This window comes from Chachezhania sediminis, assembly GCF_009765275.1.
Classification (GTDB): domain Bacteria; phylum Pseudomonadota; class Alphaproteobacteria; order Rhodobacterales; family Rhodobacteraceae; genus Chachezhania; species Chachezhania sediminis.
The window spans coordinates 261,604-286,175 of the sequence record NZ_VOPH01000001.1; the positions used below are offsets into that span (position 1 = coordinate 261,604).

At 64.3% G+C, this 24,572-nt stretch carries 27 protein-coding genes; 16 read left to right on the top strand and 11 right to left on the bottom strand.

Features of this window, described 5'->3' with window-relative positions; genetic code table 11:
• Positions 1-46: 46 nt before the first annotated feature.
• The 8 genes from FQK05_RS01230 (at position 47) to FQK05_RS01265 (ending at position 7,149) form a co-directional block, all read left to right on the top strand.
• Complete coding sequence (locus FQK05_RS01230) at positions 47-934, top strand: DMT family transporter (protein ID WP_158963801.1); 888 nt, start codon at positions 47-49, stop codon at positions 932-934.
• A 10-nt stretch (positions 935-944) separates the two neighbouring features.
• On the top strand, positions 945-1,904 hold the full coding sequence (locus FQK05_RS01235) for a DMT family transporter (RefSeq protein ID WP_158963803.1): 960 nt from the start codon (positions 945-947) through the stop codon (positions 1,902-1,904).
• Positions 1,905-1,956: 52 nt separating this feature from the next.
• Positions 1,957-2,829 (top strand): ATPase, encoded by an 873-nt coding sequence (locus FQK05_RS01240; RefSeq protein ID WP_158963805.1) that lies wholly within the window; start codon positions 1,957-1,959, stop codon positions 2,827-2,829.
• 327 nt (positions 2,830-3,156) lie between these two features.
• The gene (gene metA, locus FQK05_RS01245; RefSeq protein WP_158963807.1) at positions 3,157-4,074 is read left to right on the top strand and encodes a homoserine O-acetyltransferase MetA; all 918 of its coding nucleotides are present in this window, start codon (positions 3,157-3,159) and stop codon (positions 4,072-4,074) included.
• Positions 4,058-5,023, top strand: coding sequence for an alpha/beta fold hydrolase (locus FQK05_RS01250; RefSeq protein WP_158963809.1), 966 nt, complete (start codon positions 4,058-4,060; stop codon positions 5,021-5,023). The genes metA and FQK05_RS01250 overlap by 17 nt, the downstream gene beginning before the upstream one ends.
• Positions 5,024-5,089: 66 nt before the next feature.
• Positions 5,090-5,959, top strand: a complete 870-nt coding sequence (gene ppk2, locus FQK05_RS01255; protein ID WP_158963811.1) for a polyphosphate kinase 2 — start codon at positions 5,090-5,092, stop codon at positions 5,957-5,959.
• A complete protein-coding gene (locus FQK05_RS01260) occupies positions 5,952-6,569 on the top strand; it encodes a TetR/AcrR family transcriptional regulator (RefSeq protein WP_158963813.1) in 618 nt (205 codons plus the stop codon). Before ppk2 ends, FQK05_RS01260 begins: the two co-directional genes overlap by 8 nt.
• 163 nt (positions 6,570-6,732) lie before the next feature.
• Positions 6,733-7,149 (top strand): hypothetical protein, encoded by a 417-nt coding sequence (locus FQK05_RS01265; protein ID WP_158963815.1) that lies wholly within the window; start codon positions 6,733-6,735, stop codon positions 7,147-7,149.
• Between the two features lie 28 nt (positions 7,150-7,177).
• Here the strand turns inward: FQK05_RS01265 and FQK05_RS01270 are convergent, their stop codons facing one another.
• The 4 genes from FQK05_RS01270 to FQK05_RS01285 all read right to left on the bottom strand — a co-directional run bounded on the left by FQK05_RS01270 (position 7,178) and on the right by FQK05_RS01285 (position 11,013).
• Positions 7,178-8,248: a type I restriction endonuclease gene (locus FQK05_RS01270; protein WP_158963817.1), complete on the bottom strand. Its 1,071-nt coding sequence runs from the start codon at positions 8,246-8,248 to the stop codon at positions 7,178-7,180.
• A gap of 226 nt (positions 8,249-8,474) precedes the next feature.
• Positions 8,475-8,966: a 30S ribosomal protein S9 gene (rpsI, locus tag FQK05_RS01275; RefSeq protein WP_158963819.1), complete on the bottom strand. Its 492-nt coding sequence runs from the start codon at positions 8,964-8,966 to the stop codon at positions 8,475-8,477.
• A gap of 8 nt (positions 8,967-8,974) precedes the next feature.
• Entirely contained in the window at positions 8,975-9,433 is a 459-nt protein-coding gene (gene rplM, locus FQK05_RS01280; protein ID WP_158963821.1) for a 50S ribosomal protein L13, read from the bottom strand.
• A gap of 167 nt (positions 9,434-9,600) precedes the next feature.
• Positions 9,601-11,013 carry an aminotransferase-like domain-containing protein gene (locus tag FQK05_RS01285; RefSeq protein WP_158963823.1) on the bottom strand — a complete coding sequence of 471 codons (1,413 nt, stop codon included), beginning with the start codon at positions 11,011-11,013 and terminating at the stop codon, positions 9,601-9,603.
• Positions 11,014-11,108: 95 nt separating this feature from the next.
• Here FQK05_RS01285 and FQK05_RS01290 point away from each other — a divergent pair, with 95 nt between their 5' ends.
• The 3 genes from FQK05_RS01290 to speE all read left to right on the top strand — a co-directional run bounded on the left by FQK05_RS01290 (position 11,109) and on the right by speE (position 12,994).
• Entirely contained in the window at positions 11,109-11,339 is a 231-nt protein-coding gene (locus tag FQK05_RS01290) for a DUF1127 domain-containing protein (protein ID WP_233270315.1), read from the top strand.
• A gap of 291 nt (positions 11,340-11,630) precedes the next feature.
• Complete coding sequence (gene speD, locus FQK05_RS01295) at positions 11,631-12,152, top strand: adenosylmethionine decarboxylase (RefSeq protein WP_158963825.1); 522 nt, start codon at positions 11,631-11,633, stop codon at positions 12,150-12,152.
• Positions 12,149-12,994 carry a polyamine aminopropyltransferase gene (gene speE, locus FQK05_RS01300; RefSeq protein WP_158963827.1) on the top strand — a complete coding sequence of 282 codons (846 nt, stop codon included), beginning with the start codon at positions 12,149-12,151 and terminating at the stop codon, positions 12,992-12,994. The genes speD and speE overlap by 4 nt, the downstream gene beginning before the upstream one ends.
• Positions 12,995-13,127: 133 nt before the next feature.
• On the opposite strand, the gene FQK05_RS01305 is transcribed toward speE, so the two are convergent.
• The gene (locus FQK05_RS01305; protein WP_158963829.1) at positions 13,128-13,556 is read right to left on the bottom strand and encodes a PaaI family thioesterase; all 429 of its coding nucleotides are present in this window, start codon (positions 13,554-13,556) and stop codon (positions 13,128-13,130) included.
• A 59-nt stretch (positions 13,557-13,615) separates the two neighbouring features.
• Between FQK05_RS01305 and FQK05_RS01310 the strand changes: the two genes are divergently transcribed.
• The 4 genes from FQK05_RS01310 to gluQRS are packed head-to-tail and all read left to right on the top strand — an operon-like array spanning position 13,616 to position 17,292.
• The gene (locus FQK05_RS01310) at positions 13,616-14,401 is read left to right on the top strand and encodes an enoyl-CoA hydratase (protein ID WP_158963831.1); all 786 of its coding nucleotides are present in this window, start codon (positions 13,616-13,618) and stop codon (positions 14,399-14,401) included.
• Between the two features lie 42 nt (positions 14,402-14,443).
• Positions 14,444-15,799 carry a methylenetetrahydrofolate--tRNA-(uracil(54)-C(5))-methyltransferase (FADH(2)-oxidizing) TrmFO gene (gene trmFO / locus FQK05_RS01315; RefSeq protein WP_158963833.1) on the top strand — a complete coding sequence of 452 codons (1,356 nt, stop codon included), beginning with the start codon at positions 14,444-14,446 and terminating at the stop codon, positions 15,797-15,799.
• Between the two features lie 39 nt (positions 15,800-15,838).
• Entirely contained in the window at positions 15,839-16,450 is a 612-nt protein-coding gene (locus FQK05_RS01320) for a class I SAM-dependent DNA methyltransferase (protein WP_158963835.1), read from the top strand.
• Positions 16,447-17,292, top strand: coding sequence for a tRNA glutamyl-Q(34) synthetase GluQRS (gluQRS, locus tag FQK05_RS01325; RefSeq protein ID WP_158963837.1), 846 nt, complete (start codon positions 16,447-16,449; stop codon positions 17,290-17,292). The genes FQK05_RS01320 and gluQRS overlap by 4 nt, the downstream gene beginning before the upstream one ends.
• Positions 17,293-17,357: 65 nt before the next feature.
• Here the strand turns inward: gluQRS and hisI are convergent, their stop codons facing one another.
• Positions 17,358-17,717, bottom strand: a complete 360-nt coding sequence (hisI, locus tag FQK05_RS01330) for a phosphoribosyl-AMP cyclohydrolase (RefSeq protein ID WP_158963839.1) — start codon at positions 17,715-17,717, stop codon at positions 17,358-17,360.
• A gap of 66 nt (positions 17,718-17,783) precedes the next feature.
• On the opposite strand from hisI, the gene FQK05_RS01335 reads away from it, so the two are divergent.
• Positions 17,784-18,245, top strand: a complete 462-nt coding sequence (locus tag FQK05_RS01335) for an iron-sulfur cluster assembly scaffold protein (protein ID WP_158963841.1) — start codon at positions 17,784-17,786, stop codon at positions 18,243-18,245.
• A gap of 221 nt (positions 18,246-18,466) precedes the next feature.
• Here the strand turns inward: FQK05_RS01335 and FQK05_RS26340 are convergent, their stop codons facing one another.
• The 5 genes from FQK05_RS26340 to sciP form a co-directional block, all read right to left on the bottom strand.
• A complete protein-coding gene (locus FQK05_RS26340; protein ID WP_267902344.1) occupies positions 18,467-18,589 on the bottom strand; it encodes a hypothetical protein in 123 nt (40 codons plus the stop codon).
• A 209-nt stretch (positions 18,590-18,798) separates the two neighbouring features.
• On the bottom strand, positions 18,799-20,889 hold the full coding sequence (gene recG / locus FQK05_RS01340; protein ID WP_158963843.1) for an ATP-dependent DNA helicase RecG: 2,091 nt from the start codon (positions 20,887-20,889) through the stop codon (positions 18,799-18,801).
• 1 nt (position 20,890) lies between these two features.
• Positions 20,891-23,176, bottom strand: a complete 2,286-nt coding sequence (gene ligA, locus FQK05_RS01345; RefSeq protein WP_158963845.1) for an NAD-dependent DNA ligase LigA — start codon at positions 23,174-23,176, stop codon at positions 20,891-20,893.
• 193 nt (positions 23,177-23,369) lie between these two features.
• Positions 23,370-24,086 (bottom strand): response regulator transcription factor CtrA, encoded by a 717-nt coding sequence (gene ctrA / locus FQK05_RS01350; protein WP_158963847.1) that lies wholly within the window; start codon positions 24,084-24,086, stop codon positions 23,370-23,372.
• A gap of 85 nt (positions 24,087-24,171) precedes the next feature.
• The gene (gene sciP / locus FQK05_RS01355; protein WP_158963849.1) at positions 24,172-24,459 is read right to left on the bottom strand and encodes a CtrA inhibitor SciP; all 288 of its coding nucleotides are present in this window, start codon (positions 24,457-24,459) and stop codon (positions 24,172-24,174) included.
• Between the last annotated feature and the right edge of the window lie 113 nt (positions 24,460-24,572).

Sequence of the window (24,572 nt, forward strand, 5' to 3'; positions counted from 1 at the left end):
TCCGGGGCACCGCACCCTTCGGCCGCACTGACAGCGGACACAGCGCATGAGCCCGATCGTCAAGGCCGGGTTCTGGATGATCGGCGCGATCGTCGCTTTCTCGCTGATGGCGGTGGCGGGCCGGTCGGCCTCGGTCGTGCACGATACGTTCGAGATCATGTTCTATCGCTCCATCGTCGGCGTGCTGATCGTCAGCGCGGTGCTGACGGTGCGCGGCCGGTGGTCGGATGTCACCACACGACGCTTCGGCGAACAGCTGCTGCGGAACGGCGCGCATTTCACGGCGCAGAACCTGTGGCTCGCCTCGGTCACCATGATCCCGCTGGCGCAGGTCTTCGCGCTGGAATTCACCTCGCCCATCTGGGTTCTCCTGATGGCGCCCCTCCTGCTGGGCGAGCGGCTGACACAGGTGCGCATGGTCTCGGCCCTGCTGGGCTTTGCCGGCGTGCTGCTGGTGGCGCAGCCCACCGTGTCGAGCATCGATCCCGGTATCGTCTACGGTGCCGTGGCCGCGATCTTCTTCGGGCTGTCCTTCATCTTCACCAAACGCCTGACCCGGACTGAAAAGGTGGCCTGCATCCTGTTCTGGCTGACATCCATGCAGCTGGTCTTCGGGCTGGTCGCTTCGGGCATCGACGGCCATATCGGCCTGCCGACGCTGGCGACGCTGCCCTGGCTGGTGGTCATCGGGCTGTGCGGACTGGGTGCGCATTTCTGCGTGACCAACGCGCTGGCGCTGGCGCCGGCCACGACCGTGGTGCCCTTCGACTTCGTCCGCCTGCCGGTCATCGCGGTGGTCGGCATGTTCCTTTACAACGAGGCATTGAATCTCTGGGTCTTCGTCGGTGCCGCGCTGATCTTCGGCGGGAACTACATCAATATCGTTGCGGAAAATCGCAAGCTCCGGGTCGCCGCAGCGGCGGGCGCGGAATAACCTTGCGGGCATGACCCAGCAAAAAACCCTGTCGCCCCGCGACTGGTCCCTTCTGTTCCTTCTGGCCCTGATCTGGGGCGGCACCTTCCCATCCGCCCGGATCGTGGTGATGGAGATCCCGCCCCTGACAGCGGTACTGCACCGAACCTTCTGGGCCGCCTGCGCGCTGTGGATCGTGGTTCTGGCAACCCGCCAGCCGGTGCCGAAGGACCCCAGGGTCTGGGGTGCCTTCCTGGTGATGGGGATCATCAACAACGCCCTGCCCTTTTCGCTTCAGGCCTGGGCACAGGTCCATATCGAAAGCGGGCTGGCCGCGATCCTGAATGCCTCGACCGCGATCTTCGGGGTGCTGGTGGCGGCGCTGGTCTTCGCGGACGAGAAGCTGACCGCGCGGCGGACCGTCGGCGTGGTGCTGGGCTTCCTGGGCGTGGCCACGACCGTAGGCCTGACGAACCTGATGGCGCTGGACCTGCGCAGCATGGCGCAGATCGCGGTGATCGCGGCCACGGTCAGCTATGCCTTTGCCGGCGCCTTCGGACGGATCTACCTGTCGAAGATGCCGCCCATCGTGGCCGCCGCCGGAATGCTGACTGGCGGCGCCGTCTGCATGGCACCCGCGGCGCTGTATCATGACGGCGTTCCCAGCCTGGACCTGACGGCCGTGACCTGGACCGCGCTTGGCTATTACGCGCTGGTCGCGACAGCCGGGGCCTTCCTGCTCTACTACAGGATCCTGTCCACCGCAGGGTCGGGCAACCTATTGCTGGTCACACTGCTGGTCGCGCCCGTCGCCATCGTGCTGGGGACCGTCATTCTGGACGAGGCGCTGGCGCCGCGGGCCTTCATCGGCTTCGCGATCCTGGGGGCCGGGCTTCTGACGTTGAACGGCACGTTCTTCCGCGGCACGCTTCTGCGGCGGTTTCGCAAGGTTCCCCCGCCAGCGTCCGCTCCGGTGCCGCCCTGCGATTGACCCTCGCGGCCGCTCTGCTAATCAGGCTGCGGGAAAGCGACGGGGACTGGCCATGATCTACAATTCCGGGGCGGAATGGCGCGCCGCGCCGCAAAAGCGCATTCTGGTTTTCGGGATGTCGGGCCTGGGCAAGACCCATCTGTCCCACATGCTGCGCGAAAGCGGCGAGTGGTTCCACTACTCCATCGATTACCGGATCGGCACCTGTTACATGGGCGAATACATCGCCGACGATGCCCGCGCGCACATGATGCAGATCCCGTTCCTGCGCGGCCTTCTTCTGTCGGACTCGATCCAGGTGATCCCCAACATCTCGTTTTCCAACCTGAATGCCGTCACCGCCTATCTGGGCAAGCCCGGCGATCCGGACAAGGGCGGCCGGCCCATCGACGAATTCCGCGAACGGCAGGCCCAGTTCCGCACGGCCGAGATCCGGGCGCTGCTGGATACCGATTACTTCATCCGCCGGTCGGAACGGCTCTACGGCTATCCGCATTTCATCTGCGATACCGGTGGATCGATCTGCGAATGGGTGGATCCAGAAGACCCCGACGACGTGGTGCTGAAGGCCCTGTCGGACACCACGCTGATGATCTGGCTGAAGGGGGACGAGGAACACACCGCGTCCCTGATCCGCCGCTTCGACAAGGCGCCAAAGCCCATGTCCTACCAGGCGGAATTCCTGGACCGGACATGGGCCGCCTATCTTGCGGAATCGGGTGCGTCACCGGACCGTGTGGATCCGGACGCCTTCATCCGTTACGCCTATGCGCGTGCCCTTGCGCATCGCCAGCCAAGATACGAGGCGATGGCCCGCTGGGGCGTGACCGTGCCGGCCGCCAAGGTCGAAGGGATCTCGGACACCGGGACCTTCATCGACGTGATCGCCGAGGCCATCGACGACCGCGTGGCGACCGGCGCATAGGACCCGGACCGTTCCTTCGGTCCAACACGGGTCTGCCCCTGACAGACGGTCCCGCAAAGAAGGATCGCACCTGCGCCCGACGCCCCCGTGCAACCCTCTTTCCCGAACGGAACATGGGTTCGCGCGCGGTGGTGCATCCGATCTTGCGGGGTCATCGGGCGGGGCCTGGCGGTCGGCATGCCGCGCACACGATCCGGGACAGCGCACCCGTTCGTTCCCGCCGCGTGGCAGATCGTGCCAATTGCCCGTAAGGGACACAGCTCCGGGCCGTTGACACCGGCACGGGCAGGACTATTTCGAGCGAGCCAATCACAAGGATATCTTCCGATGCCCATCAAGCTTCCATCCGATCTGCCAGCCTTCGACGTGCTTCGGCGCGAAGGCGTCATGGTCATGGCGGAAGACGCGGCAATGCGGCAGGACATCAGGCCGCTGAAGATCGGCCTGCTGAACCTCATGCCCAAGAAGATCCAGACGGAAACGCAGTTCGCCCGCCTGATAGGGGCCACGCCACTGCAGATCGATTTTCAGCTGATCGCGCTGAACGGGCACAATCCCAAGAACACGTCGTCCGATCACATGGACAGCTTCTATCGCACCTTCGACGAGGTCCGGGGCGACAAGTTCGACGGCTTCATTATCACTGGCGCCCCGGTGGAAACGCTGGAATTCCCGGAAGTCACCTATTGGGACGAACTGAAGACGATCATGGACTGGACCCAGACCAACGTCCATTCCACCTTCGGCGTCTGCTGGGGCGGAATGGCGATGATCTCGCATTTCCATGGCGTGCAGAAGCACCTGCTGACGGAAAAGGCCTTTGGCTGCTTCCGGCACGACAATCTTGTGCCGGCCTCCCCCTATCTGAACGGGTTTTCCGACAACTTCGTGATCCCGGTCAGCCGCTGGACCGAGATGAAGCAGGCCGAGATCGACACCGTTCCCGGCCTGACCACGCTTCTGGGCTCGACCGAGGTCGGCCCCTGCCTGGTCGAGGATCCGGGGCATCGCGCGCTCTATATCTTCAACCATTTCGAATACGACCGGGACACGCTGAAACAGGAATATGACCGCGACGTGGCCAATGGCACGCCGATTGCTATTCCGGTGAACTATTACCCGGACGACGATCCGTCGAAGCCGCCGCAGAACCGCTGGCGGTCGCAGGCGCATCTTCTTTACGGGAACTGGATCAACCAGATCTACCAGACCACGCCCTACGAAATGGATGAGATTGGCCGTTAAGATCCTCCTCGCGCTTGCCGCATGCCTGATCGCGTTCTGGGCCTTCGTGCTCTGGCGCGCGGGCGAGCGGGAAGCGCGGGCCGAGGCGGCGTTTCCGCCCCAGGGCCAGTTGATCGAGGTCGACGGCAACACCATCCACGCGCTGGTGATGGGCGAAGGCCCGGACGTGGTGCTGATCCACGGATCGGGCGGCAACCTGCGGGACATGACCTTCCGTCTGGCCCCGGCGCTGGCCGACCGGTATCGCGTGATCGTCCTGGACCGGCCCGGCTTCGGCTATTCGCCCCGGATGCCGGGCCGGGAAAGCATCGCCGACCAGGCCAATATCCTGTCACAGGCGGCACAGGCACTGGAGGCGGACAAACCCGTCGTCCTTGGCCATTCCTATGGCGGCGCCGTGGCGCTGGCCTGGGCGGTTCGCCATCCCGACCGGCTGTCGGCCCTGGTGCCGGTCGCCTCGCCCTCGCAGACCTGGGACGAACCGCTGGATCCGCTGTATCAGGTAACGTCCTCCGGGATCGGGCAGGTCGTCGCGGTGCCGCTGCTGACGGCCTTCGTGCCGGACACCACCGTCGCCGATGCCCTCCTGTCGATCTTCGCTCCCGAAGAGCCGCCCGAAGAGTACGCCGCTCACGTGGGTCCCGGCCTGACGCTGCGCCGAGCCTCGATGGCCGCCAACGGCGTGCAGCGCGCCACCCTGCGGGACGAGATCGCCGCCCTTGTTCCCCGTTACGGACAGATCGCCGTCCCGACCGAGATCGTGCATGGCACGGCCGACACCACAGTCGGGCTGGAACGCCATGCCGTGCCATTGGCCCGGGCCGTGGACGGCGCGAACCTGACCCCCGTGCAGGGCGCCGGGCACATGCCGCATCACACCGCGACAGACCGGATCGCCGCGGCCGTGGACCGGGCCGCACGGCGCGCGGATTTGCGTGAAGCGGATTAACATTCCATATAGAGAAGGGTAGCAAGGTGCACCGCCCGTCGGCCGCGCCGCCCGAAAGGAAACCCCATGGACCTGCCCTTCGACGGCGCCATCTCCCGGTATTTCAAGAACGACGCGCCGGCGGACCTGCGCCGCGCGATCAAGGATGCCTCGGCCCGCGATATCCTGAGCCCCGGCTATCCCTATCCCGCGCGGATGCCGTCGAAGGACTACGAACGGGAATACGACCAGCTTCAGATCGAACTGGTGCGGATGCAGGCCTGGGTCAAGGAAACCGGCCAGCGGATCGCGATCCTGTTCGAAGGCCGCGACGCTGCCGGCAAGGGCGGCACGATCAAGCGCTTCGTGGAAAACCTGAACACCCGCGGCGCCCGCGTGGTGGCCCTGCCCAAGCCCACGGACGAGGAAGCCACCCAGTGGTATTTCCAGCGCTATGTCGAACACCTGCCCGCCGCCGGTGAAATCGTGTTCTTCGACCGCAGCTGGTACAATCGCGCCATCGTGGAAAAGGTCTTCGACTTCTGCACTGTCGAACAGCGGGAAAAGTTCTTTCGCCAGGTCCTGCCGTTCGAACAGATGCTGGTGGGCGACGGCATCCGGCTTTACAAGTTCTGGATCAGCATCGGGCGGGCCGAACAGCTGCGCCGTTTCCTGGCCCGCGAACAGGATCTGCTGAAACAGTGGAAACTGTCCCGCGTCGATGTCGAAGGCCTGGCCAAGTGGGACGACTACACCAAGGCGATCGAGGAAACCTTCCTGCGCAGCCATTCCGAACTGGCGCCCTGGACCGTGGTCCGCGGCGACGACAAGCGCCGCGCGCGGCTGGCGGCGATCCGGCGGGTGCTGGTGGACCTCGACTACGACCGCAAGGATGCCCAGGCGCTTGGCACCCTGGATCCGCTGTTGTGCGGGGGTCCCGACCTCTACGATGACTAAGCGCGGCTATCACCACGGCAACCTGCGCCAGGCCCTGATCGACGCCGCCCTGCCAATGATCGAGGAACGCGGGCCCCAGGGCTTCACCCTGTCCGAGGCCGCGAAGCGCGCGGGCGTCACCCCGGCAGCCGTCTATCGCCATTTCGAAGGGCGCGAGGACCTGATTGCCGAGGCCGCGCGCCAGGGGTTCGAGATCTTCGCCGACCTGATGCAGCACGCCTATGACAGCGGCCAGCCGTCCGCCCTTGCGGCGTTCGAGGCGACGGGCCGCGCCTATCTGGCCTTTGCGCGCAAGTTCCCGGGCCACTACATCGCGATGTTCGAAAGCGGCCTGTCGGTGAATCGCACGCCGGAACTCGCCGCCGCCTCGGCCCGCGCCCGGGGCGTGCTGGAAAAGGCCGCCATCGACCTGTCGAAACACATTCCCGCCGACCGCCGGCCGCCTGCGTCGATGTTCAGCGCGCATATCTGGGCGCTGAGCCACGGTGTCGTCGAGCTTTACGCCCGCGCCGCCCCCGGCGCCCAGTCGCCCTATACGCCCGAGGACCTGCTGGAATCGGGCATCGGCATCTACCTGCGGGGCCTGGGCCTGATCCCGCCCGACGCGTGACGGCACGCACCCGCGGTTGAACCCGCCCTGCCCGGCCACCACCATTTCTTGCCCCATTCCGGCGCTGCGGCTATCCTTGGCCCCGGTGACCTGAGCCCGCGCCGCCCGCGTCAGGTGTCGATATCAGGCCTGCAAGACGTCGGACCCAAGCGTGGAGGCCCCCATGAAGCCGCTGTCCCTGAAATTCCTTCTGCCCGTCCTTGCCGCGCTGTCGCTTCTGACCGCAGTCCCGCCGGTCGATGCCGGTGTCACGCTGAAGGGCAAACACGTGAACCTGAACCTGGGCAAGAACGGGGTCAGTGGCGCCACGCTGAAAAGCAAGCATGCCAACGTGAATGTCGGCGCGAACGGGGTGAAGGGCGGCAAGGTGAAGGGCAAGAACGCCAACCTGAACGTCGGCAAGAACGGCGTGAAGGGGGCCACGCTGAAGGGCCAGAATGCCAACGTAAACGTGGGCAAGAACGGCGTCCAAAGCGCCACGCTGAAGGGCGATCATGCCAACGTGAAGCTGTCACCCGACGGGAAGAGCTGCCTGACGGCGAAGGGGAAGTCGGTGAATATGTCGAAGTGTGGGAAGTAAGTGCAACAACCTCCCACAAAATTATTCGTCACGCATACGATTTAACGACCGCTAATATGTCATCGGCAAACCTGTAAAGATCTTCCGGCCCGCTTACCTTGTGCTTAACCTCGTTCTTGTCTGAGTCGAAGATGCCGATGTGACGTGTCGTTGCCGAATTGAAGTACAGTCTGCACACAGGTTTCCTGTTGTTGTCATCCATCAATATTGCGCAATAGCTTTTGGAATCTCGAATATAAATCCTATCAAATGGAACAATTCGTGCGGCAATTGCGCGAACGATCAGATGCCCTGAAATCTCTTCACCGGTGGTATCGATGCCATCATCGGCTACCGCTTCACTTCCGACTGCCTCATCGGGTTTGGACGACTCGGTCTTCTTGTCCCCGTTGAATGTGATGCTCAGCTTGTCTTGAATCCGGTCGCGGATGATCTCATCCAAAGCAGATTGGATCGCTGGGCGAATTTGTTCTGACACGCTCTTTGTGATCGACCCATCATGAATTCTTCGACCCACCAGCTTGATGAAATCTTCGTCAGGATCCTCCAGCTGACTTTTGATGTAGCTCGCGGCTGCCCGAATATACTTCAGATTTGAAGCAGCCTCCACAATCGCGTCTATCGCAAAGTTGGGCTTCTGAAACCTGGCCAACTCGTCGACTTGGCCTTTGTCAAAATTCTGAAAGTCAAACTTGAAGAATGGCCGCTTATCCATTTTGTTCGGCTCATCTGTATCCGAAAAGAACCACGCTTCTCGTCCGTTCGTGAGTATCGCCAAACGCGCTTCGGTCACAGAAAAATACCGAAACAGCTGATTGTACTGCGAGTCGCCCAACTTCGAATTCGATGGCTTTGCTTCAATCAAGATCGCAATCTTGCCGTCGATCTTGACAGCAAAGTCAACCTTTTCGCCCTTCTTGGTACCGACATCAGCAATGAACTCTGGTATGACTTCATCGAGGTTGAATACATCGAAGCCGAGCGTCTGCAAGAACGGCAAAATGACCGATGTCTTTGTCGCTTCCTCAGTAAGTGCCTGTCGTTCGGCAACCTTTGATCTGTTTGAGATTTGTACGACTTGGTCGAAAAAGTCAGTCATCGTGCGCTCCCTTCCGCAGATTTTAATGCTGATCCGCGAGGAACCGCCGATCAAGAACTTTCTGCAATCTGGAAGGGAGACGCGCCGCACGCTTAGCGGATTAGGTGCATAAGATTGAGGCGCAGGCGACGCGTCGAAGGGTGTTGTGTTGCGCCATCGACCAAAGCGCCCCACAAAAAAATGGCCCCACGAGGGGGCCATTTCCAAACCTTGATCCTGTAAGGGATCAGCGCTTCGAGAACTGGAAGCTCCGGCGCGCCTTGCGCTTACCGAACTTCTTGCGTTCCACGACGCGGCTGTCGCGGGTCAGGAAGCCTGCGGCCTTCAGCGACGGGCGCAGGGACGGGTCGTACAGCTGCAGCGCCTTCGAGATGCCGTGCTTGACCGCACCGGCCTGGCCCGAGAGGCCACCGCCCTTGACGGTCGCCATCACGTCGAACTCGCCATCGACGCCGGCAACCTGGAACGGCTGACGCAGGATCATCTGCAGCACCGGGCGGGCGAAATACACCGCCATTTCCTTGCCATTGACGACAACCTTGCCCGAACCCGGCTTGATCCAGACGCGAGCGATCGCGTCCTTCCGCTTGCCGGTGGCATAGGAGCGGCCCAGCTCGTCGCGAACGGGTTCGCGCGGGGTCAGGTCTTCGACGACCGGGGTCGCCTCGATGCCGGCCACTGCGGCCAGCTCTTCCAGGGAATTGATCTGATCGGCCATGGTCGGTGTCAGCTCCGGGTGTTCTTCTTGTTCATCGCCTTGACGTCCAGCACTTCGGGCGCTTGCGCCTCGTGGGGGTGCTCGGCGCCGGCATAGATGCGCAGGTTGGTCATCTGCTGGCGGCTCAGCCGGTTGCCCGGCAGCATGCGCTTGACGGCCTGATAGACCACGCGCTCGGGGTACTTGCCTTCAAGGATCTGCGCCTTGGTGCGCGACTTGATCCCGCCCGGATAGCCGGTGTGCCAGTAGAAGTTTTCTTCGCGCTTCTTGCCGGTCATCTGCACCTTGTCGGCGTTGATGACGATCACGTTGTCGCCCATGTCCATGTGCGGGGTAAACGACGGCTTGTGCTTGCCGCGCAGACGCATCGCGACGATCGAGGCAAGACGGCCCAGAACAACGCCTTCGGCGTCGATCAGGATCCACTTCTTGTCGATGTCTGCAGGCGTTGCAGAAAAGGTTTTCATTGCGGTCGGTCCTGGTTCTAGTGGAAGGGCCGGCGCAATCTGGCCCGGCCCGACATTCGGATTGCGGCGATGTACGCGGCGGATCGGATGCCGTCAATAGGGCGGTACGCGAATTAATAAAGCGTTTTCAATGGCTTGAAAATTAGGTATATTGATACCACAAAAAATCAGACCTCTATCCGCTCCGGCGGCTCGTCCAGCAGGCGGCGCAGGCGCTGAAGGGCGGCTTCGAAGGCTTCCATGGGCACGCCCGCGTTGATCGCCATGCGCACCGCGTGGGGCGTATTGGCGGACCGCATGGCAAAGTCCTCGGCCGACCGGATCTGGACGCCCGCGGCCTCGGCCGCGCGGCAGAAGGAACCGGCACGCCAGCCCAGCGGAAGGGACAGCCACAGGAAGGGCGCGTCGGACCGCCAGGACAGATCGTAGACGCCCAGGATGTTCACGGCGCTTTGCACATAGCGGCCGATCGTGGCGCGGACCTGGTCGACCACGCCGTCGATCCGGGGGTGGGACAGAAGCATCGCGGTCAGGTCGGCGGTCGGCGTCGCCACACCGAAGAACCCGTGTTCGGCCGCGCGCCGCAAGGGCGCGACGCCCCCAACGGGCGCCACCGCAAAGCCCACGCGCAGGGCCGGCGTGATCGTCTTGGATATGGACGAAACGTACCACGACCGTTCAGGGGCCAGCATGCGGTAGGACGGGATCGTGGCCTGGGACACGCCATAGCAGTCGTCTTCCAGGATACCGATGTCGTGGCGCCGGCAGACCTCGACGATCTGTTCGCGGCGCTCCAGCGGCGTGCAGATCAAGGTCGGGTTGTGCACCTCGGGCGAGGTACACAGGATCTGCGCATCGCAGGACCGGATCGCAGCCGCCAGCGCCCGGGGGTCGATCCCATGGGCATCCATCTTCACCGGCACCACATCGGCCCGCAAAAGTTCGGCCGCGCGGCGGAAGCCGGGATAGGACAGTTCCTCGACCAGCACGGCCGGACGGCGCCCCATCAGCACCGCCTGCAGGATCAATGAAATGGCATTCTGCCCGCCATTGGTCAGCACCACGTCTTCGGCGGATGCGGGCCCGATGGGCGCCCCGCCCAGGAAACGCAGCACCGCCTCGCGCGCAGGGCGCGAGGAGGCGCGGCTGGGATAGTGCATCAGCCCCGAGGGCGGATTGTCGGCGAATTTCCGAAAGAGGTCACGGATCAGCCCGGTCTGCCCCACCGTCGGCAAATGGGGCGAAAACAGGTTCACGTCGTGATCGTGCCGGTGTTCGGTGCCATGGGCGATCACGTCGATCTCGACGGGTCGGTCGACCAGCATGTCGTCCTTGGGCCTTGCCACGAAGGTGCCGCGACCGACCTCGCCCACCAGCAGGCCCTGGTCCGTCAACACCGAGTAGGCCCGCGCCACCGTGCCCGGCGTGATCCCCAGCGTATAGGCCAGATCCCGTACCGGGGGCAGCTTCGATCCCGGCGGCATCCGCCCTGCCTCGATCTCTCTCCGGATCGTGTCGGCGACCAGGGTGTACTTCGGGCCCTTGGCGTCGGGCAGCGGCTGGGTCCAAATTGTATCCATTACAATCTTTTTCTGTTCTCGGTACATTTTCGAATGTACTGATTAATGTACCGACAAATGGTAATTGTGTCAATACAATCGAAAGGAAAACTCCGATGACACGCGCACTCACCGCACGGACCACCATGTCCCCGATGCTCGGCAGCGCCCGCCTGCCGCTGACCGCCGTGCTTGCCGTGAAGTTCGCGACCCTGGTGACCGAGTGGCATTTCCGCCAACGCAGCCGAAAGATGCTGTCGCGACTGGACGACCGGATGCTGGAGGATATCGGAGTAAGTTACAAACAGGCGATGAAGGAAGCCAAACGGCCCTTCTGGATGATTTAGCATCCCGCCCTTCCGACCTACCTCTACTTGCCGGGGCTTTGCCCCGGCATTTTTTTGCGCAGCGGCCTGATTTCACGAAATTTCTGGGCAATGCTGCACTTGCGCGGCGAAACTTATCCCACGGCCGGACCCGACGTCGCGAAGATTTCGTGACAGCGCGAAACAGGGGGTTGCGCGAACCGGCCCATACCCCTATCTGCCGCCCTCACAGAGGGACCGATCCCAACCTGGGCAACCGGGGGGCGCTAAGGGACCGACGGATTGTCATCTACTGGAACGAAGGGGAGCGCCATGAAGGACGCCAACCTCTTCCAACTGGGGATCGGTCTGGAGACAGGCGCCCATGAGGAAGGATCCGCCCGCGGTGTGAAAACCGCGGACATTGTAACTGTACCAAGCGGCCTGATGGCCGACGACAGGCTTGACCATTTCATCCATCGCGATGGCGTGACCTTTGCCGGGACTCACCTGATCGTCGAGGTGATCCAGGGCACTGGTCTTGACGACGAAGGCCGCATCCAGCGCGCCTTCCGCGAGATGGTCGAGGCGTGCAAGGCCACGCTGCTGCACATCCACACGCACAAGTTTTCGCCCCAGGGCGTAAGCGGTGTGGCGGTGCTGTCGGAAAGCCATATCAGCGTCCACACCTGGCCCGAAATCGGCTATGGGGCCTTCGACATCTTCATGTGCGGCGATGCGGAACCCTGGCGTGCCGTGCCGATCCTGAAGAATGTCTTCGCGACGGACGACGTCAGGGTGAAGGAACTGCGCCGGGGCGAATGCCTGTTCGCGCAGCCCGAGGTCGCGGCATGAGCGACTGGTTCACCGAAAAGCTGCACGATGATTTCGCCCAGGCCCTGAAGGTCGACCGCGTGCTCTTCGACAGCGAGACCGAACATCAGCGCCTGCGCGTGATCGAGAACGCGCGCTTCGGCCGTGTCCTGACGCTGGACGATGTCGTGCAGACGACGGAAGGCGACAACGCGATCTATCACGAGATGATGGTCCATGTGCCGATCCTGGCGCATGGCAATGTCAGGCGCGTACTGATCGTGGGCGGCGGCGATGGCGGCATTGCGCGCGAGGTGCTGCGCCACAAGGGCGTTGAACACGTGACCATGGTGGAAATCGACGCCGGTGTCGTCGATTTCTCGAAACAGTACCTGCCGATGCTCAGCGACGGGGCCTTCGACGATCCGCGCCTGAACCTGGTCATCGCCGACGGCGCCGATTTCATGCGAGAGACCGAGGGCGGCTTCGACGCCATCCTGGTCGACAGCACCGACCCGATCGGTCCGGGCGAGGTCCTGTTCACCGACACCTTCTATGGTCACGCGAAGCGCGCGCTGGCCGCGGGCGGTATCCTGGTGACCCAGAACGGCGTGCCTTTCCTGCAAGGGGAAGAGCTGACCAATTCGATGCGGGCCTTCAAGGCGCTGTTTGCGGACGCGACCTGTTATCTGGCGACAATCCCCACCTATGCCGGCGGCCCGATGGCCTTTGGCTGGGGCACGGACGGCAACCATCGCGCCGTGTCGCTGGATACGCTGGCCAACCGCTTTTCCACACTGGGTTTCGAACCCTATTACTACAATCCCGAAGTGCACAAGGGCGCCTTTGGCCTGCCCGGCTATGTCCGGCGGCTGATGCCTTAAGGTGCACGCTCCGGAAAACGGATCGCCGGGCCGCAGGCCGGGCAGCGGCCGACCCGCCCGCTGGGGCGGCCGCTTCGCGACGGTCCCGCAGGCCGGTCGCTGCCCTTCTCGCCAGTAAATCGGACGTGCTGCCCTACCCCACCTTCACCGGCGGGATGGAATAGGTCATCGACGACCGCGCCACGACGCCATCCGATCCCTCCGAATGGATCAGCACGTCGCAAACCGCCAGAACCCGGCCCAGCTTCAGCAACCGGCATTCGGCGATCAGGTCGCGCCCTGCCTCGGGCTTGCGCATGAAATCGATCGAGGCATTGGTGGTAACCGTCAGCGCCTCGCGCCCGATACGGGCCAGCACCATCGCATAGACCGCAACGTCCGCCAGCGAGAACATCGCAGGCCCCGACACCGTGCCCCCGGGCCGCAGGTCCCTGGACCGGACCTTCAGACGCATCCTGACCGTCGTCTCCGTCACGTCATCGACCTGGTACTGGTCCATCACCTCGGGAAAGACCTCCATCAGGAAGGCCTGCAGCTCGTCCTTGCCAAGTGCCAGTGTCATTCTTTTCCTTCTCCCTCGTTCCGCCTAGACTTGAGCCCGGGCCACAAGGGAGAGGCAAGATGGCAATTCTGGAACGTCACGACACCGGGGCAGTGGCACATCTGCACATGAATGCGCCGGAACGGCTGAATGCCCTGTCCGACGAGATGCTGGCGGACCTGTCTGAGGCCTTCGCCACCCTGAAAGAGGACCGGTCGATCCGCGTCGTGATCCTGTCAGGTGCGGGCAAGGCATTCTGCGCCGGCCACGACCTGAAGCAGATGACACAAGGGCGGCAGGCCGAAGATGGCGGCAAAGCCTATTTCGCCGACCTCTTCACCCGCTGCGGCAGGGTGATGACGGCGATCCGCGATCTGCCCCAGCCGGTCATCGCCCGCGTCCATGGCATCGCCACCGCGGCGGGCTGCCAGATGGTCGCCTCGTGCGATCTGGCCGTTGCGGCCGAGGGCACGCGGTTCGGCGTCAACGGCGTGAACATCGGCCTTTTCTGTTCGACCCCCATGGTCGCCCTGTCGCGCAACATCCCCCGCAAGCAGGCGTTCGAGATGCTGACCACCGGCGAATTCATCGACGCCCACCGCGCCCGCGAACTGAGTCTGATCAACCGCGTCGTTCCCGCCGAAGATCTGGAGAGTGCGACGGCAGATCTGGCTGGCACGCTGGCCGCGAAACTGGGATCCGCAGTCAAGATCGGCAAACAGGCCTTCTACAAGCAGCTGGAGATGCCGCTGGATGAGGCCTATGCCTATACGGGCGAGGTGATGGTCGAAAACATGATCCACCGCGACACCGCCGAAGGCATCGCCGCCTTCCTGGAAAAGCGCGCGCCCGACTGGGATCAATAGGCACCTGTTGCGCGGAACGCCCGCCTGCCCTACATGCGCGCCATGACACAGACACTCCACATCGTCGGCGGCGGCATGGCCGGATCCGAAGCGGCCTGGCAGGCGGCGAATGCCGGCGTGCCCGTGGTCATCCACGAAATGCGCCCCCTGATCGCCACCTTCGCACACAAGACCCAGATGCTGGCCGAAATGGTCTGTTCCAACTCGTTCCGTTCGGACGACAGCGAACAGAACGCCGTGGGGCTGCTCCACTGGGAAATGCGCGAAGCCGGCGGCCTGATCATGGAATCGGCCGACCGGAACCGCCTGCCCGCCGGCGGTGCCCTGGCCGTGGACCGCGATCCCTTTGCCGAATACGTGACCGACAAGCTGCTGTCGCACCCGCTTATCTCGCTCTCGCGCGAGGAAGTGACCGAGCTTCCGGCAGACGGTCACTGGATCTTTGCCACCGGTCCCCTGACCTCGACCGCCCTGGGCGAGGCCATCGCGAAGGAGACGGGTGCCGAGGCGCTGGCCTTCTTCGACGCCATCGCGCCCATCGTCTATTTCGATTCCATCGACATGTCCCGCGCTTGGATGCAATCGCGCTACGACAAGGGCGAGACGGAAGAAGAGCGCACCGCCTACCTCAACTGTCCGATGGACAAGGCCCAGTACGAGGCCTTCATCGACGCCATCCTGGCCGCGGACAAGACGGAATTCCACGAAGGCGAAACCGCCGGCTATTTCGACGGCTGCCTGCCGATCGAGGTCATGGCCGAACGCGGGCGTGAAACGCTGCGCCACGGGCCGATGAAGCCCGTGGGCCTGACCAACCCGCACCAGCCGGACGTGAAGGCCCATGCCGTGGTCCAGCTTCGCCGGGATAACGCATTGGGAACGCTCTACAATATCGTGGGCTTCCAGACCAAGATGAAGTACGGCGCCCAGACCGAGGTCTTCCGCATGATCCCCGGCCTGGAAGACGCACGTTTTGCCCGCCTGGGCGGCATCCACCGCAACACCTTCCTGAATTCGCCGACCCTTCTGGACGGCGAGATGCGCCTGAAATCCCGCCCCAACATCCGCTTCGCGGGCCAGATCACCGGCGTCGAAGGCTATGTCGAAAGCGCCTCCATGGGGCTTCTGGCGGGCCGTCTGGCCGCAGCCGGGATCCTGGGCCACAGGGTAGACGCCCCGCCCCCCACCACGGCAACGGGCGCGCTGGTCACCCACATCACCGGCGGCGCGGATGCGAAAACCTTCCAACCGATGAACGTGAACTTCGGCCTCTTCCCGCCGGTCGAGGGCCTGAAGGCCGGACGCCGCGGCCGCCGCGACCGCTACAAGGCCTATACCGACCGCGCCAAGGCCGACTGGCTGGGCTGGCTGGGCCGGGTCCCGGTGGACGCGGCCTGACCCCCTGCTAGACTGGCCCCGACACAGCCCGGAGGCCCCATGTCTGATGCGTTTCTCAACAAGGTCTATCAGGCCCGCACGGCCGACCAGACCCGCGCGCTCTATGACGACTGGGCCGAAGGTTACGACGCCGAAATCGCGCTGAACGGCTATGCCACGCCCACTCGGTGCGCGGCCGCGCTGGCCGGTTTCGCCGATGTCGCGGCGCCGCTTCTGGATTTCGGCTGCGGCACCGGCCTGTCCGGCCGGGCTTTCGCGGAACAGGGATTCACCCTTCTGGACGGCCTCGATCTGTCGGACGAAATGCTGGCCCATGCCCGCGCCAAGGGTCATTATCGCAGCCTGACCCGGATCGATCCCGGCGCGCCCTTGCCCTTTGCCCCCGGCACCCATCCCGCCATCGCGGCCGTGGGTGTCATCGGCTGTGGCGCGGCACCTGCGGCGGTGCTGGACCAGTTGATCGACGCGCTTCCCCGGGGCGGGCACTTCGTCTTTTCCTTCAACGACCACACACTGGAAGATCCGTCCTGCCTCGCGCGGATGAAGGCCCGGATCGGCGACGGGGCCACCAGGCTGATCTTCGAAGAATACGGGCCCCACCTGCCCGGTCAAAACATCAAATCCAAAGTCTACGTGCTTGAAAAGACGTGACCTTCACGACCCGCTTTGCCCCGTCGCCCACCGGTCCGCTGCACCTGGGCCATGCCTATTCGGCGCTCCTTGCCCATGACATGGCACAGGCGGCTGGCGGCACGTTCCTCCTCCGGATCGAGGATCTGGACCGCTCCCGCGCGCGCCCGGAATGGGAGGTTCAGATTAAGGGCGACCTCCGCTGGCTTGGCCTGGACTGGCCCGAACCGGTGGTGCGCCAGTCCGACCGCGCCGACGCCTATGCCTCGGCCCTCGACCGGCTGGCCGCCCGGGGCCTGCTCTACCCCTGCTCGTGCAACCGCGCGGATATCGGAGCGGCGGCCGGCGCCCCGCAGGAAGGCGTGCCCCGGTTCGGCCCCGACGGCCGTATCTATCCCGGCACCTGCCGCGACCGCCCTTTGGCAGACCGGGGCCCGAACGATGTCATCCGCCTGAACATGGGCGCCGCCACCCGCGCCCTGCCCGCGCCGACCTTCACCGAAACCGGCCCGGCCCATCTGGGGACCCATGGGCTCGACGCCCAAGACCTCGTCACGACGGTCGGCGATGTGATCCTCGAACGGCGCCAGATGGCCGGTTCCTACCACCTCGCCGTCGTGGTCGACGACGCGGCGCAAGGCGTCACCCATGTCGTCCGCGGCGAGGACCTGTTCGACGCCACCCGCATCCACGTCCTGCTCCAGCACCTGCTGGACCTGCCGACGCCGCAATACCATCACCACCGCCTGATCCGGGACGAGGCCGGCAAGCGACTCGCGAAACGCGACGACGCCCGGGCAATCGCCCGCTACCGCGACGACGGCCTGACCCCATCCGACATCCGCGCACGCGTGGGACTTTAGGCGCCCCCATCTTCTTCTCTTCCAAAATACTCACGCCGAAGGCATGGCCCGCAGGGCCACCGATGTCACTCCATCGGCGACATGATCTCCACCTCGGCCCCGTCCCGCACCGCGGTGTAGAAGCAGCTTCGCCGGTTGGTGTGGCAGGCCGGGCCGGCCTGGTCGACCAGCACCAGAAGGCAGTCGCGGTCGCAGTCCACACGCATTTCCACCAGCGTCTGCAGGTGCCCCGACGACTCGCCCTTCACCCAGAACGACGCGCGCGACCGCGACCAGTAGGTGACCTTGCCCGTCGCAAGTGTCCGCGCCACGCTTTCGGCATTCATCCAGGCCATCATCAGCACCTCGCCCGTGCCGTGGTCCTGTGCGATCGCCGGGATCAGGCCCTTGTCGTCATAGCGGAGCGTTGCGGGGTCGAATGTCATTGCGGAAAACCTTTTGCCGGGGCGCACGGGGCCTTATGTATGGGTCGCACAGCAAGGAAAAGCCAGATGTCCGGCAACAACGACCTCATCAAGCTCTATTCGTCGCGGATCCTGGCCCTGGCAGCGGACATCCCGCATCTGGGCCGGCTCGACGCGCCGGATGTTTCGGTCAAGCGCCGGTCCCCGTTGTGCGGGTCGACCGTGACCGTGGACTTGAAGATCGAGGATGGCCGGATCGCCGATTTCGCCCAGGACGTGAAGGCTTGCGCGCTGGGTCAGGCCGCGGCCTCGGTCGTGGGCAATGTCGCCATCGGCCGGACGCGGGCCGAGATCGAAACAGCCCGCGACCAGTTGCGCGACATGCTGAAATCCGAAGGTCCGGCGCCGGATGCGCCCTTTGACGGGTTGGACGTATTGATGCCCGCCCGGGACTATCGCAACCGCCACGCCTCGATCCTGCTGACGCTGGACGCCACGGCCGAGGCCATGGGCCGGGCTGAAGAACACCGGGCCTGCGCGCCCGACTGATTTCCTTCGAAAACCGGACAAAAAAAACCGCCGCACATCCCGGACAGGATGGCGGCGGCAGGCTGTGCGTGTCTCGCGAGGGATCCGGGTGCTTCGGGTCGAAACGGCTGAGGCGGCCATTTCGGCAGAACGGGGTCAGGCGGCCCCGGTGCATCGGTTGGGACAGGATGCAGACAGAAGCGCCGGCGCGAGATCGCAGGCAGAACCGTGAAAGACGTGGGTCAGATGAGCGCTGGCAGGTGCAGACCGGCCACGAGAAGCACACCGATGGACAGAACGCCGGCGGCATCCTGAAGCAGCGTCGCGCGGGAGCGGCTGAGGGCGAAGCGGAATTCCTGGAACATCGTGGCCTCCTCGGCAAGTCATCCTCTGTTAATGTTTTGTTCTCATATGAGCTGAGTCGTGTAAAGAACTTTTTGAGAACATCCGCGAACATTCCGGAATGTTCCATACGGTTCAGGGGGGCTCTGCCCCCGCCCGACCCTTACGGGCCGGACGCCCCGAGGATACCTGAAGATCAAGGAAGCGGGGGCCGCGTGCCCGGTTTGGAGCGTCAGCCCACGCCGATCAGGCGGATGGCGCGATCCTGGCGCAGGAGCCAGAGGAGAAGGCGCGCGGCCTCTCCCCGTGGGGTCTTCAGCGCAGGATCGGCAGCCAGAAGCGCACGGGCATCGGTCTGGGCCACGGCCATCAAGCCGGTCTGACGTTCGAGATCGGCCACGCGGAATTTCGGCAGGCCGGATTGCGCGGTGCCGATCAGGTCGCCGGCGCCGCGGATTTCAAGGTCGGTTTCCGCGATGCGGAAGCCGTCCTCGGTCTCACGCATGATGTCGAGGCGGCGGCGGCCGGTGTCTGTCAGCGGCCCCTGGTACATGAGAAGGCAGGTAGACGCGGCGGTGCCGCGCCCCACCCGTCCGCGCAGTTGGTGCAATTGGGCCAGGCCGAAGGTTTCCGCGCGTTCGATCACCATGATCGAGGCGTTCGGAACATCGACGCCGACTTCGATCACCGTGGTGGCGACCAGCACCCGGGTGCGCCCGGACTGGAAATCCGCCATGGCGGCATCCTTTTCCGTGGGCGGCATCTGACCGTGGACCAGGCCCACGACGCTTTCGCCCAGCCGCGCGCGCAGATGCTTGAACCGTTCCTCGGCCGCGACAAGGTCGGAGACCTCGGATTCCTCGACCAGCGGACAGACCCAGTAGCATTGCCGCCCTTCGCCGATGGCACGTTCCAGATGGGCGATCACCTCTTCCGTCCGGTCGGTCGACACGACAGCGGTGGTGATCGGCTGGCGGCCCGGCGGTTTCTCGTCGAGGATCGAGACGTCCATGTCGCCGTATTGCGCGAGCGAGAGAGAGCGCGGGATCGGCGTGGCGGTCATCACCAGGACATCGGCCGCGATGCCCTTTTCCGCCAGCTCCATCCGCTGGCGGACGCCGAAGCGGTGCTGTTCGTCGACCACCGCCAGGCGCAGGTCATTGAAGACCACATCCTCCTGAAAGACGGCATGGGTGCCGACAAGGATGTCGATCATGCCCCCTGCCAGCGCCGCCAGTTTTTCCGCCCTCTGGCTGCCCTTGTCGCGCCCCGTCAGCAGTTCCATCCGGACGCCGGCCGCGGCCGCGAGCCCCGCAAGGCCGGCCATGTGCTGGCGAGCCAGGATTTCCGTGGGCGCCATCAGCACACCCTGCCCGCCGGCCTCGACCGCTATCAGCAGCGACAGGAACGCCACCAGCGTCTTGCCCGCGCCCACATCGCCCTGCAGCAGGCGATTCATCCGTTGGGGGGACAGCATGTCGCCCGCGATTTCCGACACGGCCCGCGTCTGGGCATTGGTGGGACTGTAGGGCAGCGAGCTCAGGACCCTGTCCTGCAGCTTGCCGGTGCCGCGGCTGGCGATGCCCTTGCCCTTGCGCGCGGTCTGGCGGGCCAGGGCAAGGGTCAGCTGGTGGGCCAGCAATTCGTCATAGGCCAGGCGCGCGCGCGCCGGGGCTTCGGCCATCACGTCGGCCAGGCCTTCGGGCGCGTGCGCCTGTTCCAGCGCCGCCTTCCGGTCGGGCCAGCCTTCGCGCTTCATTACGCCCTGATCGATCCATTCGGGCAGCTCCGGAACCCGCACCAGGGCCGAACGCGTGGCCTTGAACATCGCCTTCTGGGTCACGCCCTGAGTCAGGTGATAGACGGGTTCATAGGGCGGGATGTCGGCGGCTTCGTCGACGGGCATCATGTGGTCGGGATGGACCATCTGGGCCATCCCGTCGAACAGTTCGACCTTGCCCGATACGAGGCGGCGTTCGCCGGGGGGCAACAGTTTTTTCAGGTATTCGCCGCGGGCATGAAAGAAGACCAGCTGGAATTCGGTATCGCGATCTTCGACATGGATCCGGTAGGCGCCGCCGCGATTGCGCGGCGGGCGGTGGGCGCCGACCGTGACCTCGACCGTAAGGGTCGCCGGCAGGTCCGCGCCGCGGATCGTTTCCCGCCGCCGCCGGTCGATCATGGCATAGGGCAGCGACATGAGCAGGTCGCCCGGGCTTTCGATGCCCGTGGCCTCCAGCAGCTTTGCCGTCTTGGGACCGATCCCGTCCAGCGCTTCCAGGCTGGCAAAAAGCGGGAAGAGCTGTTCGGGCCGCCCCGCCACCTCAGCCGGCCCCGATCAGGGACAGCCATTCGTCCTCGTCCAGGGTCTCGATCCCCAGTTCGGCGGCCTTCTTGGCTTTGGACCCCGCACCGGGCCCGGCCACGAGGATGTCGGTCTTGGCACTGACCGAGCCCGAGACCTTGGCCCCCAGCGCCTCGGCTCGGGCCTTGGCTTCGGCGCGGGTCATCTTTTCGAGCGTTCCGGTAAAGACCACGGTCTTGCCCGCAACCGGGCTGCCGTCGGTCGCCGGGCGCTTCACGTCTTCGACCGTCAGAAGGTCGACCAGCTTGTCGATGGACGCGCGCTCCGCCTCCTGCGCCATCGTGGTGACAAGGGTCGTGGCCATCACGTTGCCCACGCCGTCGATGGAGAGGAGTTCGTCCCAGGACGGGCCTTCCATCGGCGCGGCATCGGTCATGGCCTGGGCGAAGATGTCCCACGTGCCGTAATGGCGGGCGAGCAGATTGGCGCTCTGTTCGCCTACATGGCGGATGCCAAGGGCAAAGATCAGGCGGTTCAGCGGGATCCTGCGACGTTCCTCGATCGCGGCAAAGAGGTTCTCTGTCGATCTTTCGCCCCATCCCTTGAGCTGCGAAAGCGGTCTCTCGGCCAGATGCCGGATGGCGGAAATCACATGGTCCGGGTCCTGGTCGTCCACGGGAACGCCGACCGTCCTCAACATCTCGGCAATCGTGGCGAGCGCTTCGGCCCTGCGCATCTCGTCCTGAAGGATACGGGCCAGACGGGCGTCCGGCTGAACCACCAGACGTTCGCCGGCAGCATCGCGGGCCGGCAAGGTGAAAATGTCTGCCGGCTCAGCGATCCAGCACATCGCATACAGGAATTCGACCTGCTTGGCGCCCAACCCTTCGATGTCGAAGGCCGCGCGAGAGACGAAATGCTTCAGTTTTTCAATGGCCTGAGCGGGGCAGATCAGCCCCCCCGTACAGCGGCGGACGGCATCGCCTTCCTCGCGCACCGCCTCGCTGCCACATTCCGGGCATCTTTCGGGGAAGATGTAAGGCACGGCATCTTCAGGGCGACGCGACAGGTCGACATCGGCGACCTTGGGGATCACGTCGCCCGCGCGGTAGACCTGCACCCAGTCGCCGACACGGATGTCCTTGCCGTCGCGGATCGGGTTGCCGTTGCTGTCGCGGCCAAGAATGTAATCCTCGTTATGAAGCGTCGCGTTCGACACCACGACGCCACCCACCGTCACCGGCATCAGACGGGCCACGGGGGACAAGGCACCGGTGCGGCCGACCTGGATGTCGATGGCTTCCAGCCTGGTCCAGGCGAGTTCGGCGGGAAACTTGTGTGCGATGGCCCAGCGGGGCGTGGTCGACCGGAAGCCCAGCCGGCTCTGCAGGCCCAGGTCGTCGACCTTGTAGACGACGCCGTCGATATCGTAGCCGAGCGTCGCCCGCTGCGCCTCGATCTTGCGGTAATGGGTCAGCATGTCGTCCGTGCTGCCGCAACGCACTGTCAGCGGATTGGTGACAAAGCCAAGGTCTGCCAGTCGCTCCAGGGCGCCTGTCTGGGTGTCGGAGAGCGGCTCGGACAGCTCTCCCCAGCTGTAGGCGAAGTATTTCAGCGGGCGCGCCCGGGTGATTTCCGAATCAAGCTGTCGCAGCGAGCCCGCCGCGGCATTCCGCGGATTGGCAAATGTCTTGGCGCCGGCCTCCTCCTGCCGGGCGTTCAGCGCGGCGAAATCGGCGTGGGACATATAGACCTCGCCCCGGACTTCCAGCACGGCAGGCGCGCCGGTCAGCTTTTCGGGGATGTCGCCGATGGTGCGGGCATTGGCAGTGACGTTTTCGCCCACCGTGCCGTCGCCCCGGGTCGCGGCCTGGACCAGCACGCCGTCCTCGTACCGCAGCGACAGAGACAGGCCATCGATCTTGGGTTCGGCCGTATAAGCCAGGGGCGCATCGGGCCCAAGGCCCAGGTAACGGCGGACCGAACTGTCGAATTCCGCGATATCCTCGTCCGCGAAGGCGTTCGACAGGGACATCATCCGGACGGAATGGGTAACCTTGGCAAAGCCTTCCGAGGGCTTGGCGCCCACCTGTTCCGACGGGCTGTCGTCGCGTTTCAGGTCGGGAAACCGCGCCTCGATCGCGGCATTGCGCAGTTTCATCGCGTCGTAAGCGGCATCGGTGATCTCGGGTGCATCCTCGGCGTGATAGGCTTGGTTGGCCCGGCCCAGAAGGGCGGCCAGGCGCGCCAGCTCGGTGGCGGCCTCTTCGGCGGTCAACTGGTCGACGTCGATTGTGTCGGTCACGGGCCCCGGATCCTTCTGGCTGCGCCCGAAGGTGATAGGCCGCGTCCGCCCTCAGGTCCAGATGGAGCGCGGCTTTCGACCGCCGTAAATACCCCCTGGAAAGACCGGAACCGTCACCGGATCGCCCGCCGCGGAAACCGGTTCCGCAACGCGCATCAAGGTCTTACTCTCGATAGGTTTCTGCCCCGCCGCCTCAGGCCCCGATGGCCACCCGCGGGCTGGGCATGTCCACGTTCTGCGGATCGCGCAGCACATAGCCGCGGCCCCAGACCGTTTCGATGTAATTGTCGCCGCCGGTGGCATTCGACAGCTTCTTGCGCAGCTTGCAGATAAAGACGTCGATGATCTTGAGTTCCGGTTCGTCCATGCCGCCATAGAGATGGTTCAGGAACATCTCCTTCGTCAGCGTGGTGCCCTTGCGAAGGCTCAGAAGCTCCAGCATCTGGTATTCCTTGCCAGTCAGATGGACCGGCTGGCCTTCGACCTCGACCGTCTTGGCGTCGAGGTTCACGGAAATCTTGCCCGTCCGGATGATCGATTCCGAATGTCCCTTGGACCGGCGGATGATTGCGTGGATACGGGCCACCAGTTCTTCACGGTGGAACGGCTTGGTCAGATAGTCGTCCGCGCCGAAGCCGAAGCCCTTGATCTTGTTGTCGGTGTCATCGGCGCCCGACAGGATCAGGATCGGCGTGTCGATCCGCGCAGTGCGCAATTGGCGCAGCACCTCGTGCCCGTGCATGTCCGGCAGGTCGAGGTCCAGGATGATCAGGTCGTAATCGTAGAGCTTTGCCAGATCGACCCCTTCTTCACCGAGGTCGGTTGCATAAACGTTTAGATTCGCATGGGTCAGCATCAATTCGACGCTCTTCGACGTCGTCGGATCGTCCTCGATCAAGAGTACCCGCATGGCTTGTAGCTCCGCCTTGTTTTCGCCCTTCCCTTAACCATGGAGAACAAAAGTTAACCTGACGTTACCAGAGCACCACCGTAGTTCACTCGTCTTTTGGTTGTCTATACTTTTTGAGGGCAGTGGCCTTCAGCGCGTCGCGCCCGTGTTCGGCCATGGCAGAGACCCAGCCCTGGAATTCCTCCTCGCTCAGTTGGTACATGTCCAGCGCGTCTTCCCGGGTCATCAGGCCATAGATCACCCCCCGAACGACAGCCAGCTTGCGCGACGCCACCCAGCGAACCGTACCGGGCGGCGGCAGGTCGGCACGTGACAGGACGCTGCCATCCGGCAGGGTCACGGCACGCACGCCTTCGACTTTCCTCAGATACATCGCGGACCCATCCATTTACGCCAATTTCACCCAAATCTTGACCAGAGCCCTTAAGGCCACGTGAAAGCGGGCCTTGAGAATGATGCGAATTTTCCTATATTTCGCCCCTCACT